Genomic DNA, 16,767 nt, shown 5'->3' on the forward strand with positions numbered 1-16,767 from the left:
GGCCCCACCGCGTCCGCCTGCGGCGTCAGCTCGGGAGGGTCAGCACCGCGCCGGGCGGCACGAGCTCGGGATGGTCGCCGATGACTGACCGGTTCATGGCGTAGAGCTCGCGCCAGCGTGCCTCGTTGCCGAGTTCGCGGCCTGCGATCGCGGCGAGCGTGTCGCCCTGCTTGACGGTGTAGGTGCGCGGTGCGGCCGCGGGCCGGCGCTTGCCCAGGGGGGCCGCCGGCACCGCCTTGTGCGCGGCCGAGCCGGGCGTCGGCGTGTGCGCCGCCCCCGGCCGGGTGGGCGTCGGCGCGGGCTTCGGCATGGCGGCGGGCCTGGGCGGCGCGGGCACGGCCTTGTGCGCGGCCGAGCCGGGCGTCGGGGTCGCGGGGGCGGGCCCGGGCCCGGGCGGCGCTGCGGCCGCCATCCGCTCGGCAGCGGCCCTGGTCGCCGAGGCGGCGTCGGCCGCGGCGCTCCTGGAGGGGCCCGCCCCCTTGTCCGCCCGCTGCCGGACCTGTTCCTGCGCCTGCTTCTTGTCGGACTTGAGGAAGTCGAAGATTCCCATGTCTGTACGCCTCCGGCGTGAGGGTCCCCCCTGGTGTTGTCGATGCCCTTTCCCCACTGTCCGCCACCTGGCGGCGGGCGGCCCGGTGACGGGGCCGGCCGGGGGACGCGCGGCCGCGGGAACGCGCCGGGAAAGGACCGGGAAGACGTGCCCCGAGCATCGTGGGACACGATCGAGGAGAAGACTGTGATCATCAGACAGGCCGCGGAGCGCGTGCTTCTGGTCGGGCCGGGTCCGGGGCTCCTGCACGCCGCGGTCGTGGCGGGCCTGGACGTCCGGGTGGTGACGGACCCGGCGGCATGGCCCGCGGGCGTGTCCTCCCCCTCCGGGCCGGCGCCGGAGCGGATCCTGCGGGCGGACTTCGACGACGCCGCCGCGCTGCGGACCCTGGTGACCGACACCGTCCGGCGGCACGGCATCGGCCGCGTCCTGTACCTCGCGAGCGATCTCGCCCGGGGACTCGGTGCCGGTGCGGCGGCCGCCGCCGAGGAAGTGCTGCGGGACCTCGCCGTACCCCGCCCGGGTCCCGGGGGCGGGCTGCCGGACGCGGTCGCGGTCCGCCGCGTGCTGAACCAGAGCCGGACCTCGGCCGTCCGCGCCGAGGAGGCGCGGACCGTGGCCGGGGCCCGCGCCCTCGCCGAGGACTTCCCGCTGCCCGTGGTCATCAAGTCCGCGGACGCGTCCGGCCGGTGGTGGACCGTACCGGTGCACGACCGCACCGGACTCGACCGGTGGGCCGAGCGGGCGCGCGGTGCCCGCCACGGCGCGCCCTTCCTCGTCGAGGAACTCCTCACGGGTCCGAAGTTCCACGTCGAGACCCTCACCGTCGACGGCATGCACCTGGTCGCGGGGATCACTCCCGACGGGAACGCGTCCCCGCTGCCCGAGGCGGAGCTCGCCGGGATCCGTGCGACCGTCCGGGCCCTGCTGGACCTGGTCGGCTACGAATGCGGCACCACGCGGACGGACGTGCTGGTCGGAGCACGGGGATCCCGCATCGCCGCGGCCGTGGAGCCGGACCGGGAACGCCACCGCGACGGCCCTTCCCGCGCCGCCGCCGCGGCCGGTAGCGAGAGGGGAACGGACCGGTAAGACCGTGGGCCAGTCTGTGTCCTGTCGAAAGCGGCCCCGCCCCGCGGGAGCCGCGCACCGGGCACCACCACCAGGGGGTTCAGCACATGCGCAGCAAGCTGGTCGGACTGATCGGGATCTTCACCGTGGCCCTGGTGACCGGAGCCGGCGTGACGGGCCCGACGGCGGAGGCCGGTCAGCCCACCCGGTACGAGGTGCTCGCGGACGACAAGGGCCCGGGCGCCCCCTCCCCGCGGCCCGCCCCCTGACCGGGCCCTCCCCGGCCGGCCGCCGCACAGGCCGTGGAAGTGCCCCGTACCGCGGATCCGGTACGGGGCACTTCCACGTGCGGGATCAGTAGGCCCGGCGGTGCGCCGGCAGGTCCATGGCCTCGAACAGCGCCTCCGCCGCCGTGCGGTGTCCGGCCGCCTGCGAAGGGTCCCCGAGCGCCTCGGCCGCGTGCGCGAGACCCACCAGGGCCGCCGCCTCCTCGGCCCGGAAGCGCATCGGTGACGCGATCTTGTGGGCGTGGGCGTGCAGGGCCCGGGCCGTCGCGGGTTCGCCCCACGCCGCGTGGAGCCGGCCCAGGACGTTCTCGACCTTGGCGAGCCGGATCGGGGCCCCGCTCGTACGGCCGAGGAGCAGGGCCCGCTCGGCGAAGGCCCGCGCCGCCACGCCGTCCTCGCGCTCCTGGGCGACCCGGGCGGACAGCGCGAGCACCAGGGCGACGTCCCCCGGCGACCTGGTCTCGTCGCACAGGTCCCGGGCCCGCTTCAAGGTGGCGTCCGCGTCCGTGTACTCCTCCACGCCCACCTGCGCGAAGGCCAGGTCGGTCAGGGCCGCGATCACGTTGCTCCGGTAGCCGAGCCCGCGCCCGACCCCGATCGCCCGGCGGGCGGCGGCAGCCGCCTCCCCGTAGCGGCCCCACCGCTCGTACAGCGTGCTGAGCGTGCTCAGGGTCTCGGCCTCGGCGCGCGGGTTGCCCAGGTCCCGGGCCATCGCCACCGACCGCTCCAGCAGCGGCAGCGCCTCCGCGTACCTGCCGAGCATCGACATCAGCAGCCCGATGGTGGAGTCGCTGTTCGCCTCGGTGTGCCGGTCTCCGGCGCGCACCGCGGTGTCACGCGCCTCCGTGGCCACCTCCAGGCCCTCCTCGAAGCGGCCCAGCTTCCAGCAGGCGGCCCCCAGATTGGCCAGGCTGATGCCCAGCAGGGCGGGATCGCCGAGCCGGCGGGCCGAGGCGACGGCCAGGTGCCCGACGCTCCAGAACTCGTCGAGCTGTCCCTGCGCGTGCAGGTGGAAGCCGAGGTTTCGGCTCAGACAGGCCGCGTACCGGTCGTGGCCGGACCGTTCGGCGAGGGACACCGCCGCGAGCAGTCCCGCCTGTTCCCGGTCGAACCAGCTCACGGCCTCCTCGGCGGTCCGGAAGGACGGCCGCTCGCCCCCGTAGGGCGGGATCCCGGTGGGCCGCTGCTCACGGCCGGGGAAGAGCACCTCGCAGGCGGCGTCGGAGGTCGTCATGTAGTAGCCGAGGAGCCGCTCGACGGCCACCGCGTCGTCCTGCGCCGTCGCCGGACCCCGCAGGCTCTGCGCGAAGGTGCGCACCAGGTCGTGGAAGGCGTAGAGCCCGATGTCCGGTTGCTGTACGAGATGGACGTCCAGCAGGAACTCCAGGGCGTCCTCGGCGTCCCGGACCGTCGTGCCGAGCAGCGCAGCCGCCGAGTGCACGTCGGTACCGGCACACGGGTACAGGCTGAGGATGCGGAACGCGGTGCGGTACTCCTCGTCCATCGCCAGGTACGACAGGCGCAGGGTCGCCGCGACGCTGCGCTCGCCCGAGCTCAGCTCGTCCATCCTGCGGGTCTCGTCGCGCAGCCGCTCGACGAGGTAACGCACGGTCCAGCGGGGCCTGTTGCGCAGCCTCGCCGTCGCGATCCGCAGCGCGAGCGGCAGGTGTCCGCACAGTGCGGCCAGTTCGGCGGAGGCCTCCGGTTCCGCGGTCACCCGGGCCGCGCCGAGCGTCTCGGTCATCAGGCTGGCGCTGTCCCCGGGCTCCATCATCCCGACGGACACCCACTCGACGCCGTCGAGGTCGAGGAGCCGGCCACGGCTCGTGATCAGGACCAGGCAGCCGGGCGAGGCGGGCAGCAGCGGCCGGATCTGCGGGGCGTCGACCGCGTTGTCGAGCAGCAGCAGCACGCGCCGGCCGTCCAGCTTCGCCCGCCACAGGGCGGTGCGGCCCTCCAGGTCCTCCGGGATGCGGTCGCCGGGTGTGCCGAGGGCGCGCAGCAGGCCGTCGAGCGCGGCGGCGGGCGAGACGGGGCTGCCGCCCGGGGTGAAGCCGCGCAGGTCGACGTGGAGCTGCCCGTCCGGGTAGTGACCGGCCAGGCGGTGGGCGGCGTGCACGGCGAGGGTGGTCTTCCCCATGCCGCCCATGCCGTCGATGGCCACGATCCGGGAGTACCGCTCACCGCCGCGGCAGGCGGCCCGCGCGTAGTCGAGGAGCCGGCCCAGCTCGCGGGCACGGCCGGTGAAGTCGGGCAGGTCGTACGGCAGGGTGCAGGGAGCCTCGTCCGGCGCGGCCCCGCCCGGAGCGGGCGGCAACCGCTCCTGCTGCGAGGGCGGTTGCGACGGCAGCTGCGACGGCGCCTGAGGATGCGGCAGTGCCTGCGGCCGCGGCAGCGCCTGCGGCTGCTCGGAGACCGGTTCGGTGGAGACCGGTCCCCCGGGCAACGGGCTTGCGGTGCGCACCGGTTCGGACCCCTCCGGTGCGGACTCCTCCGGTACGGGTCGGCGGGCCCCGGGGGCGGGGCGTTCCGGCGCGGCGGGGCGTTCCGGCGCGGCCAGCTCCGGTGCGTCCCGCAGGATCGCCTCGTACAGTCTGGCCAGCCGGGGCCCGGGGTCGATCCCGAGTTCGTCGACGAGCAGGTCGCGGACCTCCCCGTACTCCTTGAGCGCCTCGGCCTGCCGTCCGGAGCGGTACAGGGCCAGCATCAGCTGCCCGCGCAGCGTTTCCCGCAGGGGGTGCTGGATGATCAGCGCGCGCAGGGCGGAGACCAGCTCCCCGCTCTCCCCGAGCCCGAGGGAGAGGTCGAAGAACTGCTCGGCCGCGGCCAGCCGGCGCTCCTCCAACGCCGTGGCGGCGGCCTCGATCACCGGCCCGCCCGTGCCGGACAGGACCGATCCCCGCCAGAGGGCCAGCGCGGACCGCAGGTGCTCGGCGGCCGCCGGGCGGTCGCCCTCCCGCAGGGCCTGCGCCGCCGCGCGGGACAGCGCGTCGAACTCCAGCAGGTCGACCTGTCCGTCGGTCACCACGACCCGGTAGCCCGGGCCGTCGGTGGCGATCACCGCCGTTCCGGTGGGGATGCGCCGGCGCAGGTCGGCGACGGCCTTGCGGACCTGGTGCGCGGCGGTGGCCGGCGGGTCCTTCTCCCAGGTCGCCTCCACCAGCCGGGCCACGGGCACCACCCGGCCCGATTCGAGCAGCAGCATGCACAGGACGCGTTCCTGGATCGATCCCCCCAGCCGGAGCCGTGCCCCGCCCGCCCAGCCCTCCAGCGAGCCGAGCACGTTGAAGCGCGGAAGGTCCCCCTCAAGACCCCCCGTGCTTCTCTCCCAGGTCCCCGAATCCGCCCCCGCCATCGGACATCCCCCCGTCAGCACAGGCCCTGACCAGGCCCGTGTCAAAGGATCATAGGGCGTCCCTCCAGCACGCGGTAAGCATCCGGGAGCGGATCAGGAAGGCCCGCGCGGACAGTTCACGAGCAGCCTGACCAGGCGGTGGACCGTGCGCATGCCGAAGGAGACGAGTGTGGGAAGACAGGAGCGGCCACTGGCCCCCGACGCCGGACCCGTCACCGCGTTCGCCCGGGAACTGCGCATGCTGCGGACCGCCGCGGGCAGCCCCGGCTACCGCGAGATGGCGACCCGGGCCATGTTCTCCGCCTCGGTGCTCTCCGAGGCGGCCGCCGGATACCGCCTCCCGACCCTCCAGGTGGCCCTCGCCTTCGCCGAAGCGTGCGGCGGCGACCGCGCCGGCTGGGAACGGCGCTGGCACGAGGCGGCCCGCACCGGCGGCGACGACGGCGCGCCCCGCCCGGCGGCCAGGACCGTCCAGGCGCACCAGGAGAACGAACTGCGCGCCGCCGACGTGCGGGCCCTGCTCCCCCCGCCCGCGCAGCTCCCGATGGAGCCGCACGCCCTGGTGGGACGGGACGCCCTGCTCGGGCGGGCCCGGTCCCTGACCGCCCGGAGCCCCGGCGGGGAGCTGCCCGTGGCACCGCTGGTGATCAGCGGTCAGGTCGGCGCCGGATCGTCGGCCTTCGCGCTGCGCCTGGCCCACGAGCTGGCGGCGGGCCTGCCCGACGGGCAGCTCTGGGCGAACCTGGACCCGGCCGGCGGCGGACCCGCCGACGCCGCCGGCATCGCGGGCGGGTTCCTCCGGGCACTGGGCATCCCCGCCGACCGCGTCCCCGCCGATCCGGGGCAGCGCATCGGCTTGTACCGCTCCCTGCTCAACCGCCGCCGCCTGCTCGTCGTCCTCGACGGCGTACGGCACGAGCACCAGGTACGGGAGCTGCTGACGGCCGCGCCCGAGAGCCGCATCCTCATCACCAGCCGCTCACGGCTGCTCGGCCTGGACGGGGTGCGCCGGATCCGGGTGCCCGCCCTGCAGCGGCACGAGTCCGTGGAACTGCTCGCCCGGCTGCTCGGCGGCGACCGGGTCGGCGCCGAACCGCGTGCCTGCCTGCTCCTCGCCGATGCCTGCGGTGACCTGCCGCTTGCGCTCAACCTGGCAGGTCGGCGCATCGCGGCCCGCCCGGAGTGGATGCTCCAGCACGCGGTGACCGACCTGATCGGCGACCGGCGGCGCGACCCCGTCCGCTTCCTGGCGCGGCTGCGGGTCGGCGACGAAGCGCTGGCCGACCGGCTCGACGACGCCTACCGGCAACTGACCCCGTGGGCCCGCCTGCTGCTGCGGCAGTTCGCCGGCTCCGAGGAGCCTCCCTCGGTGGACGACGTCCTGTACGACTCCACCGAGGCGCTCGCCGCCCTGGTCGAACGCTCCGCCCAGTCGGTCGAGGACCTCCTCGAACGGCTCCTGGACGCCGGGCTCCTCGACCACGCGGACCTGCCCGGACAGTACGGACTGACGCCGATGGCACGCGCGTTCGCCCTGACCCGGCCGGACCCTACGGAAGGCGCCCCGCCCGCCGCACCCCGCGCCGGGAGCCCCGTGCCCGTCCGGGTCTAGGGAGTGACGTCGAAGGAGCGTCGGCCGGTCAGCCGGTCCGCGAGCGACCGCGCGACCAGCGGCGCGAACTCGAAGGACGTCCCGCCGCAGGCCGCGTACGCGTGTCCCGCGCCGCCCAGCGCGACCACCGGCGGGCCGCCGTCCGGTGCGAAGGCCGTGGAGTAGGTGTCCTCGGCGGCGGTCACCCAGGCCGAGCCGAAGCCGGGCAGGACGTCGCCGAACTCCCGCTCCAGGGCGTGCTGCCAGTACGGGTCGGTGGCGTGGTCGGTGACCTCGTCCACCACCCGGCGGACCGCGGCCGAGGTGAGCCTGAGGCCCGCGCCGGCCACCGGCGGGACCAGCCGGGCCCCGCCGGAGGTGCCGAGGGAGGCGACGGCCGGGGTGGCGGCCCACGCCCGCGCCTGGTGCGGTGGGACCCGGCAGTGCAGGAAGGACTGCCGGTAGAGGGTCAGCCGCTCGGCGACGCCCTCCGGCAGCAGGCCGCGGGAACGGGCGCCCGCCGCCACGAGCACCGCGTCGCCGTGCAGTTCCCGCCCGTCGACGAGGCGTACGGTGCCGCTCGCGCCGTCGACGGCGGTCACGGCGCGGTGCTCGACCAGCTCGACGCCCCGCTGCCACTTCAGCCAGCCGGCGCAGGCGGCGAGCACCCGACCGGTGACCAGGACGCCCGCCCGCTCCTCCAGGACCGCGCCGAGGCGCCCGTCCGGGTGCAGGTGCGGGTAGCGGTCGGACAGGTCGGCCGCGGTCAGCTCCCGGGCGGTGCCCCCGGCGTTCTCGACCAGGGCCGCGCCGTCCGCCGCCGCCGCGGGCGGCAGCAGGGTGAGGGCGCCGGTCCGCTCGTAGAACCGGGTCAGGAACAGCTCTTCCAGTTCGCCCCAGCGGCGGTGCGCGCGCAGCGCCGCCCCGGTGGTCCGCGGGTCCGCGGGGTGCAGGGCCCGCAGGATCCGGCGCCGGCCCGGCGAGGCGGCCCCGCGGTCCGGGACCGAGCCCCGGCCCACGACCGTGACCCGGTGCCCGTCGAGCACGCACTCAACCGCCGTGAGCAGGGCGACCGCCCCGCCGCCCACGACCGTCACCCTGGCCGCCATCCCGGACCCCCAAGTGGCCTTCATCCGTCGGGAACTTCCGGTTCTCCGACCGCCGACCGGTCCCAGTGCACGGCACGCCCCGGTTGTCCGCAACGATGCCGGGTCCCGGACAATCAAGGCCCGCTCGTGCGGGGGCGGCGTCAGCGCACCGGCCAGCGCTCCAGCGCCGCGCGCAGCCCGTCCGGGTCCGGGCCGTCGGCGGCCCAGGCGACGTGGCCGTCCGGGCGGACCAGCAGCGTGGTGCGCAGCGGTCCGGCGGGGGCGACGCACCGCAGCCACTCGCCCGCCGGCACCGGCCTGCCCCGGGTGACCAGCACGAAACCGCCGCCGCGCAGCGCCTCGTACAGCCGTCCGCCGCCCGTGAGCCGCAGGTCGGGCACCCGGCGGCCGGTGAGCGGGTGGCTCCCGCGCGGCGCCGGGTAGGCGATGCCGATGCCGGACAGCAGGCGCTCCCCCACGGCGGTGACCGAGCCGAGCCGGGAGACGACCGGCAGGGCCAGGGCGCGCAGGGCGCGTGCGGGGCCGCCGCGCGGAGCGTTGAGCACGCCCCGGGTGATCGCTCCGGAGACGCGCAGCGCCTGTTTCCCGACGGGGTGGCGCTCCAGTTCGTAGGAGTCGAGCAGCGCCTCCCCGGCGCGGCCGCGGGCCACCGCCGCCAGCTTCCAGCTGAGGTTGGCGGCGTCCTGCAGGCCGGTGTTCATGCCCATGCCGCCGGCCGGCGAGTGCACGTGCGCGGCGTCGCCCGCCAGCAGTACCCGGCCCTCGCGGTAGCGCACGGCCTGCCGCTCGTCGCTGTGGAAGCGCGAGATCCACCGCGGGTCGTGCAGGCCGTAGTCGGTGCCGAGCACGCGGCGCAGCAGCCCGGACAGCTCCTCCACCGCCAGCGGTGCGTCGTCGGGCCTGTCGTCGCCGGCGATGCGGCCGATGGCCCGGTACCAGCCGTCGCCGAAGGGGACCAGGGAGGCGAAGCCGTGCTCGTTGGAGTTGGTGGTGACGGCGTCCACGGGCACCTCCCGGAGCCGGACGTCGGCCAGCATCACCGAGCGCACCACCGACCGGCCGGGGAAGTCGATGCCGGTCAGCCGCCGTACCGTGCTGCGCACCCCGTCACAGCCCACCACGTAGCGCGCGTCGAAGCCGCCGGCGCCGGCCGTCTCCACCTCCACGCCGTCGTGCCTCTGACGCAGGGCCACCACCTCGGCGCCCCGCAGGATCCGCGCTCCGGCGGCGACGGCGCGCGCCTCCAGCAGTTCCTCCAGGTGGTACTGGGGGGTGATCAGCGCGAACGGGAAACGGGTGCGCAGCCGGTGCAGGTGCAGTTCGAGCTTGCCGAACACCCCCACCACGGGCGCCGTCCGGCCGCGCGCGACCAGATCGTCGGCGATCCCCCGCGCGTCCAGCACCTCCAGGGTGCGGGCGTGCACCGCGAAGGAGCGGGTCATCCCGCGCGCGGCCCGGGCGTCGGCGTCCGCCCGCCGCTCCAGCAGGGTGACCCGTACGCCGGCGGCGGCCAGGTCCCCGGCCAGCAGCAGGCCGGTGGGGCCCGCCCCCACCACCAGTACGTCGGCGGTTCCGGTCATGGTCCGTCCTCCTCTCGCCGTCCGCCGCTACGCGGGGGTCGCTGCCACGATCATGTGCTGGTACGAGTTGACCGGGCGCACGTCGTGGACGACGAGTCCCGCCCCTTCCACGAGCCCCAGCAGCCCCTGCCGGGTGTGCTTCCTGCCGCCGACGGTGAGCAGCATCCGCAGATCCATCGCGGTGCTGAAACGCCGGCCGGGGCCGTCGTCGACGAAGTTCTCGACGATGATCACGCCGGCCCCCGCGGGGGCCGTCCTCACGAGGTTGGCCAGGACCACGACCGCGTCCTCGTCGTTCATGCCCAGGATGTTCTTGAAGACGTACGCGTCGACGTCGGCCGGGATCTCCTCGCGGCAGTCGCCGGCCACCAGCCGGACCCGGTCGGCGAGCGCCCCGCCCGCGCGCAGGCGGGCGTCCGCGCCCGCGACCACGTCCGGCCGGTCGAACAGGATCCCGCGCACCTCGGGGTGGTGCTCCAGGAGCGAGGCCAGCAGGAAGCCCTGCCCGCCGCCGATGTCGGCGACGGTCCGTGCGCCGGAGAGCGGCAGGGCCGCGGCGACGGCCGCGGCGGACTGGCGGCTCGCCTGGGTCATCGCCCGGTCGAAGACGGCGGCGGACTCGGGCCAGGCGACGTGCACCTGCTCGAAGAACTCCCGGCCGTGCAGGTCGACGAAGACGTCCTTCCCGGAGCGGACCGACTCGTCGAGCCGGCCCCACAGCTCCCAGGTCCACGGTTCGGTCATCCACAGCACGAGCTGGTCGAGGGCGTCCGGGGCGTCCGTGCGGAGCAGCCGTGAGACGTCGGTGTGGACGAAGCGGTCGCCGGCCTCCTCGGCGAAGACCCCGTAGCAGGTGAGCGAGCGCAGCAGGCGGCGCAGTGCGTCCGGGTCGGCGCCCACCTCCGCGGCGAGTTCCTCCGCCGTCGCGGGGGCGCCGGCGACGGCGTCGGCGAGGCCGAGCTTCACGGCCGCGCGCAGTGAGGCGGCGCAACTGGCGCTCAGGGCGCGCTCCAGCAGTCCCAGCACGTCCGGCTCGGCGCCGGGTGCGGTGTCGGGTGCGGCGCCGGGTGCGGTGTCGGGTGCAGTGTGGCGTGCGGTGTCGGGTTCCGTGGTCACGGTGGAACTCCTCATGTCCGGGAGGTGGTGTCGATGGTGCCGGGAAAGTGGGCCGCGATGGTCTGCCGGACCCCTTCGCGCCAGGTCCGCCCGCAGGCGCCGGCGATGCTCCTGCGGCGGGTGTCGTCGTAGGCGCCGACGGCGCGGGTGACGTCGCTCGGTACGAAGTCGACGGGCACCCCGGTGAGCCGGGAGACGTGGGTCATGAGGTCCTGTACGCCGACGACCTCGTCCCCGCCCCAGTTCACGACGGTGGCGGGGGTCCCGGCCGCGGCCCACAGCCGGGGCACGTGGCGCGCGATGTCGTCGGTGTGGATGGGGGAGCAGTAGTGCTGACCCGCGCGGGGCACCGCGATCGGTTCCCCGGCCAGCATCTGCCGGAAGAAGATGACCGGGAGTCCCCCGTGCCCGTGCGGTCCGTAGGCGACGTTGAGCCGCGCGATGGTCGTGGGCAGGCCCAGCGTCACGGCGAGCGCCCGCACGGCACCCTCGGTGGCGAGCTTGCCGACCGGGTAGGTCGGCAGCCACGGGGACTGCGTGCCCAGCGCGTCGGTCTCGGTGTAGAGGTGGTCCAGTGCCCGCGGCGCGTAGAGCGCGCTGGTGGAGACGTACAGGAAGGCCTCGGCGGACCGGCAGTGGGTCATCAGGCGGCCGGTGGCCACCGAGTTGACCGCGACGACGTCCTCGAAGTCCCCGCTGCCGCGCTCGACGGCCGCGTGCAGCACGTGGGTGAAGTCGTCGGGTACGCCGTCCAGCGCGTCCGCGGCCATGTCCCAGTGCCGGGTCCGCGCCCCCCGCTCCGTGAGCCGGCGGGCCGTCACGGGGTCGGAGAAGCGGCCCAGGCACCACACGTCGTTGTGCTCGGCGAGCGTCTCGGCGACGGAGCGCGCCACCAGCCCGCTCGCCCCGGTGATCAGGATCTTCTTTCCGGTCAGCATGCGGGCCCGCCGTCCCGGCCGTCCGCGCGGACCGGTCCGCTCAGGGCCCGGTCGAGCTCGGCCCGCAGGACCGCCTGGAATGCGGCCACGTGCTCCGGCCCCATGAGGGTGTAGTGCTCGCCGGGGACGTCGATGTACCGGGGCTTCTCGCGCGTGAAGTCCTCCCAGCGGCTGAGTTCGCCGTTCAGCCAGTCCTGCTTGGTGCCGCGCAGCGGGATGGCGTAGAAGACGCTCATGGCGGCGACGCTGCCGGACGGGTGGTAGGTCCGGCCGAGGCCGGTGAGGCCGTCGGCGAGGTCGGCCCAGGCGGTGAACCGCTCCAGGTCCAGGTCGAGTTCGGCGAGCCGGTCGGCAGGTGCGATCGCCAGCAGGTGGCCGAGCTGCTCGCGCCGGCCCAGCGGGCGCAGTTCGGCGGGCAGCGTCCTGGCCTGCTCGGCGGAGACGAGGTCCAGGAACATCGCCAGATTGACGGCGGTCTCGACGAAGTCGAGTTCGTCCATCCGGTACTTGATGTGCGGGGGCAGGTTGAAGCTGCCCAGGAAGTCCACGCGCTCGCCGTCGGCCTCCAGCCGCTTGGCCACTTCGAAGGCGACCGCCGCGCCGAAGGAGTAGCCGGCGATGGCGTAGGGGCCGTGCGGCTGCCTGGAGCGGATCGCCTCCACGTAGGTGCGCGTCATCTCCTCGAAGCTCTCGAACGGCTTCTCCCCGGGGTCGAAGCCGCGTGCCCGGAGGGCGTAGAAGGGCCGTTCGTGGACGAAGTACTTGGCCAGGTTGACGAAGACGAGCACTTCGCCGACCCCGGGGTGGATGCAGAAGAGCGGTGTCCCGTCGCCGCTGGTCTGCAGTGCGACGACCGGGTCGTAGGGGGGACGCTCCGCGCTCCGGCCCGCCTCGATGCGGGCGGCCAGCGCGCGGACGCTGGGCGAGGTGAGGATCGCGAGCACCGGCAGGTCGGCGTCGGGAAAGCGCTGGGCGACCAGGCTCTTGAGACGCAGGATGTCCAGTGAGGTCCCGCCGAGGTCGAAGAAGCCGGCCGTGGCGCTGATGGCGGACGGTTCCACCGCGAACAGTTCCGCGTACAGCTCGGCGAGGGTCCTCTCGACGGCTCCCTCGGGGGCCACGTGCCCACCGAGCTGCCGGGTCACGAGGTCGCCGACCGCCGCCACGTGCTCGTCGAGGTCGCCGGCCTCCAGCCGGCGGCGCATGAGCGACCGGGGGATCTTGCCCAGGCTCGTCCTGGGGAAGGCGTCCTTGGGCAGCGGCAGGAGCAGCGCCGGACGGAAGCCCCAGTGCAGGACCACGCTGTTCCTGACCGCGATGAGCAGCCGGTGCAGCGCCGCCTCGTCGCGGGCGACGGCCGGGTCGGCCGCGAACGCCACCGCGAGCTGTTCGGTGTCGCTGCCCCGCGGACGGGTCGGGAACGCGGCGACGAAGGACTTCTCGACGCCTTCGAGGCCGTCGAGCACGGACTCCAGGTCGTGGCTGTAGTAGTTGACGCCGTTGACGATGATGCTGTCCTTGCTCCGGCCGACGAGGGTCAGCCGGCCCCCGGAGAGCCGTCCGAGGTCTCCGGTCCGGAACCAGCCGTCCGCCGTGAACGCGGCCTGGGTCGACTCCTTGTCGTTGAAGTACCCCGACGTGATCATCGGCCCCGTGAGCTGTACCTCGCCCACCTCGCCGTCCGGGAGCGGTGTGGCGCCGTCCTCTTCCGCGATCCTGATCCGCAGGCCGCCCACCGGCCGGCCGACCGACGCGAACTCGGCTCCGCGGTCGGCGTCGGGGAACTCCCGGTTGTAGATGCTGCCGGCGCACGTCTCGGTCATCCCGAAGGCGGGCCAGAGCGCTCCGCGGTGCAGCCCGTACGGGGCGAGCCGCTCCAGGAAGCCGGTGCCCGTGGCGACCGGGTTGGCCTCACCGCCCGAGACGATGTGCCGCAGGCAGGAGAGGTCCAGCGGCTGCGGGGCGGACGCCTGGTCGAGGGCCTTGTTGATCAGCCCGAGCAGGAAGTTGGGGGTGAAGGTCATCGTCACCCGGTGGGCGTCGATCAGCTCCAGGAAGCGGAGCGGGTCGGCCAGCACCGGGGCGGGCGGGACCTGCAGCTGGTCGGCCCCCACGGACAGCGGGAGCAGGTGCGCTTCGAGCAGGGCGGCGACGTGGTCGTAGGAGATCCAGTTGAGCGTCACGTCCTGCGCGGTGAGCGACTGCGCCTCCGCCTTCGCGGCCATCGCGGCGAGGAGGTTGCGGTGGGTGAGCCGGACCGCCTTGGAGGCGCCGGTGGAACCGGAGGTGAGGACCAGCAGAGCCACTTCGTCGGGGGCGGGCGCGGCCACGGCCACGGTGCGCGCGTCCGTGGCGGTCGCGGCCCGGGAGAGGTCCTCGACGGTGGTGACGGCCAGGTCCCCGACGGCGGGGAGCACCGCGCGGGTCCGGCTGTCGGTGATCAGGAGCGGCCCGTCGAGCAGGGTGTCGACGTGGGCCAACTGCGCGGCCCAGCGCTGCGGGTCGTTCTGGACGGGGACCAGCGGGCACACGGTGATCCCGCCGAGCAGGCAGGCCCAGAAGGCCGGGAGGAAGTCCTCGGTCCGCTCCAGCAGCAGCGCCACGACCCGGCCGGGGCGGGCCCCCGCCCCGCGCAGGGAGCCCAGCAGGCGCAGCGATGCGTCGAGCAGCTGCGGATAGGTGAGGAGCGTGTGGTCGAGGGGCCGTTCCCCCGAGCAGTGGCGCACCCCGTGCTCCGGGTACCGCGCCGCCGCCCTGACGAGCAGCCCGCCGAGGGCCGCGTCCTCGGCGGCTCCGCCCTCGACCCCAACGGCGTGACCTGTGGGTAAGCCCTTGCTTGTCGTCATGGTGTCTCTCCTTCGCGTGGCCGCCCGGGGGCATGCCGGGGAGCCGCACGGCGCGGCGCTGCAGGACAGCGCCGTCCGCGCGGCGGGATTTCCCGGGGGCTCGCGGGCGTGCGGGAGGCACGGCGCGCCGGCTCACGGCGGCCGCACGTGCCGGGTGGTCAGTGGTTGGCGCGGATCAGGTCCAGCAGGCCGGGGAAGCGCTCGTCCAGTTCCGTCCGGCGCAGGGTCGCCGCCCTGCTGTTGCCGCGGTCCACCTGTCCCACCAGGCCCGCCTCGCGCAGCACCTTGAAATGGTGGGTGATCGTCGACTTCGAGACCGGCAGGTTGAAGGACGCGCAGGTCCGCGCCGTGCCCTCCGGCTCCTTCAGCAGGGCGGAGACGACCGCGTAGCGCAGGGGGTCGGCGAGCGCGCTCAGTACGGCCGGCAGGCTCATCTCCTCGATGGAGGGGTGGCCATCCTCATCGGGCATCGCATGCTCCTTCCTGAGGTACGGGTTGCATCATACCTCTCTTCTGTGTCAGCTTAAGGTTCGATCCAAACCGTACCTGGTCGCGCCGTCGGCCGGGCCGAGCCTGGAGTTGTGCCCCCATGAGTACGCAGACCACGTCGTCGGCCGCGCCACCTGTGCAGGCGGAGGGGCAGCCGGGCCGCACCCTCACCCTCGCCGCAGTGCTCCTCGCGGTGTTCGTCGTCCCCATGTCGATCTCCGGAACCGCCGTCGCACTGCCCGACATCGGCGCCGACACCGACGCCGGCCTCGCCCCCCTGCAGTGGGTGGTGAACGCCTTCAACGTCGCCTTCGCCTGCTTCACGCTCGTCTGGGGTTCCATCGCCGACATCGTCGGCAGGGTCAAGGCCTTCGCGGCCGGCGCCGCCGTCTACGCCGTGGCCTCCCTCGCCAGCGCGCTCGCCACCAACGTGCTCTGGCTGGACGGCGCCCGCGCCCTCGCCGGCATCGGCGGCGCGGCGATCTTCTCCTGCGGCGCGGCGATCATCGCCACCGTGTTCGACGGCCCGGCCCGCGCCAAGGCGTTCGCCCTGTTCGGCACGGTCGCGGGCGTAGGCGTGGCGATCGGCCCCTCGCTGGCCGGCGTACTCGTACAAGGCCTCGGCTGGCGCTGGGTGTTCGCGGTGCACGCCGTCGCCCTCCTCCTCGTCCTGCTGGCGGTGCCCGCCATCGCCAAGGCCATGCCGGCCGACGGCGGCAGCGGCGCGCGCATCGACGTGCCCGGCAGCGCGCTGTTCGTCGTCGCCATGGTGCTGCTGACCACCGCCATCGTGCAGGGCTCGCAGTGGGGCTGGGGCAGCACCGGTGTGCTGGCGCTGTTCGCCGGCGCCGTCGTGGTCCTCGCCGTGTTCGCGGCCGTCGAGAACCGCAGGGAACACCCCATGCTGGACCTGAGCGTGCTGCGCAACCGGCGGTTCGTCGGCCTGTGCCTGGTGCCCGTCGCGGCGTCCTTCGGGTTCGTCACCATGCTCACCTACCTGCCGAGCTACCTGACCGCGGCCACCGGCCGCGACACCGGCGCAGCCGGCCTGATCATGCTGCTGCTCACGGCGCCCGTGCTGGTCTGCCCGATGCTCGCCGCGAAGCTCGTCACCCGCGGGATCTCCGCGCTCACCCTCATCTACGTCAGCCTCGCCTGCCTCGTCGTCGGCGATGTGGCGCTCACGCTCTTCTCGCCGGACGTGAAGGTCCTCGTCGTCGCCCTGCCCATGCTCGTCACCGGCGCCGGCATGGGCCTCTCCGCCGGACTCGTCGACGGCCAGGCGCTGGAGCTGATCGACCCGGCGAAGGCCGGCATGGCCGCGGGCTTCCTCAACACGCTGCGGCTCGGCAGCGAGGCCATCGCCGTGGCGGTGTACGGATCGGTCCTCGCGACCGTCCTCGGCACCCGCATCGAGGACGGCATCGGCGACTACGCCGGCGCCGGGAACGCCGACCAGGTCGCCGACCAGGCCGCGGGCGGCGACTTCGCCCGCGCCACCGAGGTCTCCGGCGCCGTGGACACCGAGGGGTTCGGCCACTTCCTCGCCCAGTCCTACGACTCCGCGTTCCACACCGTCCTGTGGGGACTGGCCGCGGTCTGCGTCGTGCTCTGCGCCGTGGTCGCCGCCCTGCTGCGCGGCGGCCCCGCCAAGAACACCGCCTGACCGTGCCGTGAGCGGGGGGAGCGCGCACCGCGCTCCCCTCCCGTTCCGCACGACGTCCCCGAGACCGGCCCGGCGCCCCGATTCCCCCGTCAAGGCGCCGGGCCTCCCGCGTTCACCCGCGCCGCCACCGCGCTTGCCGCGGCCCACCGTGTCCGACCGGCGGGGCGGC

The 16,767-nt window shown here is 74.9% G+C and carries 12 protein-coding genes; 4 read left to right on the forward strand and 8 right to left on the reverse strand.

The annotated features are described in order from the left end of the window. Window positions 1–25 precede the first annotated feature (25 nt). Window positions 26–550: a LysM peptidoglycan-binding domain-containing protein gene (locus tag AC2RP6_RS20240; protein ID WP_486447467.1), complete on the reverse strand. Its 525-nt coding sequence runs from the start codon at window positions 548–550 to the stop codon at window positions 26–28. Between the two features lie 186 nt (window positions 551–736). On the opposite strand from AC2RP6_RS20240, the gene AC2RP6_RS20245 reads away from it, so the two are divergent. Together AC2RP6_RS20245 and AC2RP6_RS20250 are read left to right on the forward strand one after the other, a co-directional pair. Beyond that, on the forward strand, window positions 737–1,642 hold the full coding sequence (locus AC2RP6_RS20245) for an ATP-grasp domain-containing protein (RefSeq protein ID WP_486447468.1): 906 nt from the start codon (window positions 737–739) through the stop codon (window positions 1,640–1,642). 86 nt (window positions 1,643–1,728) lie between these two features. After that, window positions 1,729–1,890: a hypothetical protein gene (locus AC2RP6_RS20250; RefSeq protein ID WP_486447469.1), complete on the forward strand. Its 162-nt coding sequence runs from the start codon at window positions 1,729–1,731 to the stop codon at window positions 1,888–1,890. A gap of 85 nt (window positions 1,891–1,975) precedes the next feature. Here AC2RP6_RS20250 and AC2RP6_RS20255 read toward each other — a convergent pair whose 3' ends face one another. After that, complete coding sequence (locus AC2RP6_RS20255) at window positions 1,976–5,263, reverse strand: AfsR/SARP family transcriptional regulator (protein WP_486447470.1); 3,288 nt, start codon at window positions 5,261–5,263, stop codon at window positions 1,976–1,978. Between the two features lie 169 nt (window positions 5,264–5,432). Between AC2RP6_RS20255 and AC2RP6_RS20260 the strand changes: the two genes are divergently transcribed. After that, the gene (locus AC2RP6_RS20260; protein WP_486447471.1) at window positions 5,433–6,875 is read left to right on the forward strand and encodes an NB-ARC domain-containing protein; all 1,443 of its coding nucleotides are present in this window, start codon (window positions 5,433–5,435) and stop codon (window positions 6,873–6,875) included. Here AC2RP6_RS20260 and AC2RP6_RS20265 read toward each other — a convergent pair. The 6 genes from AC2RP6_RS20265 to AC2RP6_RS20290 all read right to left on the reverse strand — a co-directional run bounded on the left by AC2RP6_RS20265 (window position 6,872) and on the right by AC2RP6_RS20290 (window position 14,913). Further along, window positions 6,872–7,963 carry an NAD(P)/FAD-dependent oxidoreductase gene (locus AC2RP6_RS20265; protein WP_486447472.1) on the reverse strand — a complete coding sequence of 364 codons (1,092 nt, stop codon included), beginning with the start codon at window positions 7,961–7,963 and terminating at the stop codon, window positions 6,872–6,874. The genes AC2RP6_RS20260 and AC2RP6_RS20265 overlap by 4 nt on opposite strands. 140 nt (window positions 7,964–8,103) lie before the next feature. After that, entirely contained in the window at window positions 8,104–9,543 is a 1,440-nt protein-coding gene (locus tag AC2RP6_RS20270; protein WP_486447473.1) for an FAD-dependent monooxygenase, read from the reverse strand. Between the two features lie 27 nt (window positions 9,544–9,570). Next, the gene (locus AC2RP6_RS20275) at window positions 9,571–10,674 is read right to left on the reverse strand and encodes a methyltransferase (RefSeq protein ID WP_486447474.1); all 1,104 of its coding nucleotides are present in this window, start codon (window positions 10,672–10,674) and stop codon (window positions 9,571–9,573) included. Further along, entirely contained in the window at window positions 10,671–11,597 is a 927-nt protein-coding gene (locus AC2RP6_RS20280; protein ID WP_486447475.1) for an NAD-dependent epimerase/dehydratase family protein, read from the reverse strand. The genes AC2RP6_RS20275 and AC2RP6_RS20280 overlap by 4 nt, the downstream gene beginning before the upstream one ends. Then, window positions 11,591–14,443: an AMP-binding protein gene (locus tag AC2RP6_RS20285; RefSeq protein WP_486447476.1), complete on the reverse strand. Its 2,853-nt coding sequence runs from the start codon at window positions 14,441–14,443 to the stop codon at window positions 11,591–11,593. Before AC2RP6_RS20285 ends, AC2RP6_RS20280 begins: the two co-directional genes overlap by 7 nt. 158 nt (window positions 14,444–14,601) lie before the next feature. Further along, window positions 14,602–14,913, reverse strand: coding sequence for an ArsR/SmtB family transcription factor (locus tag AC2RP6_RS20290; RefSeq protein ID WP_486447477.1), 312 nt, complete (start codon window positions 14,911–14,913; stop codon window positions 14,602–14,604). A gap of 119 nt (window positions 14,914–15,032) precedes the next feature. On the opposite strand from AC2RP6_RS20290, the gene AC2RP6_RS20295 reads away from it, so the two are divergent. Continuing rightward, window positions 15,033–16,598, forward strand: a complete 1,566-nt coding sequence (locus AC2RP6_RS20295) for an MFS transporter (protein ID WP_486447478.1) — start codon at window positions 15,033–15,035, stop codon at window positions 16,596–16,598. Window positions 16,599–16,767 lie beyond the last annotated feature (169 nt).

Source organism: Streptomyces sp. WAC03905, from assembly GCF_057371075.1.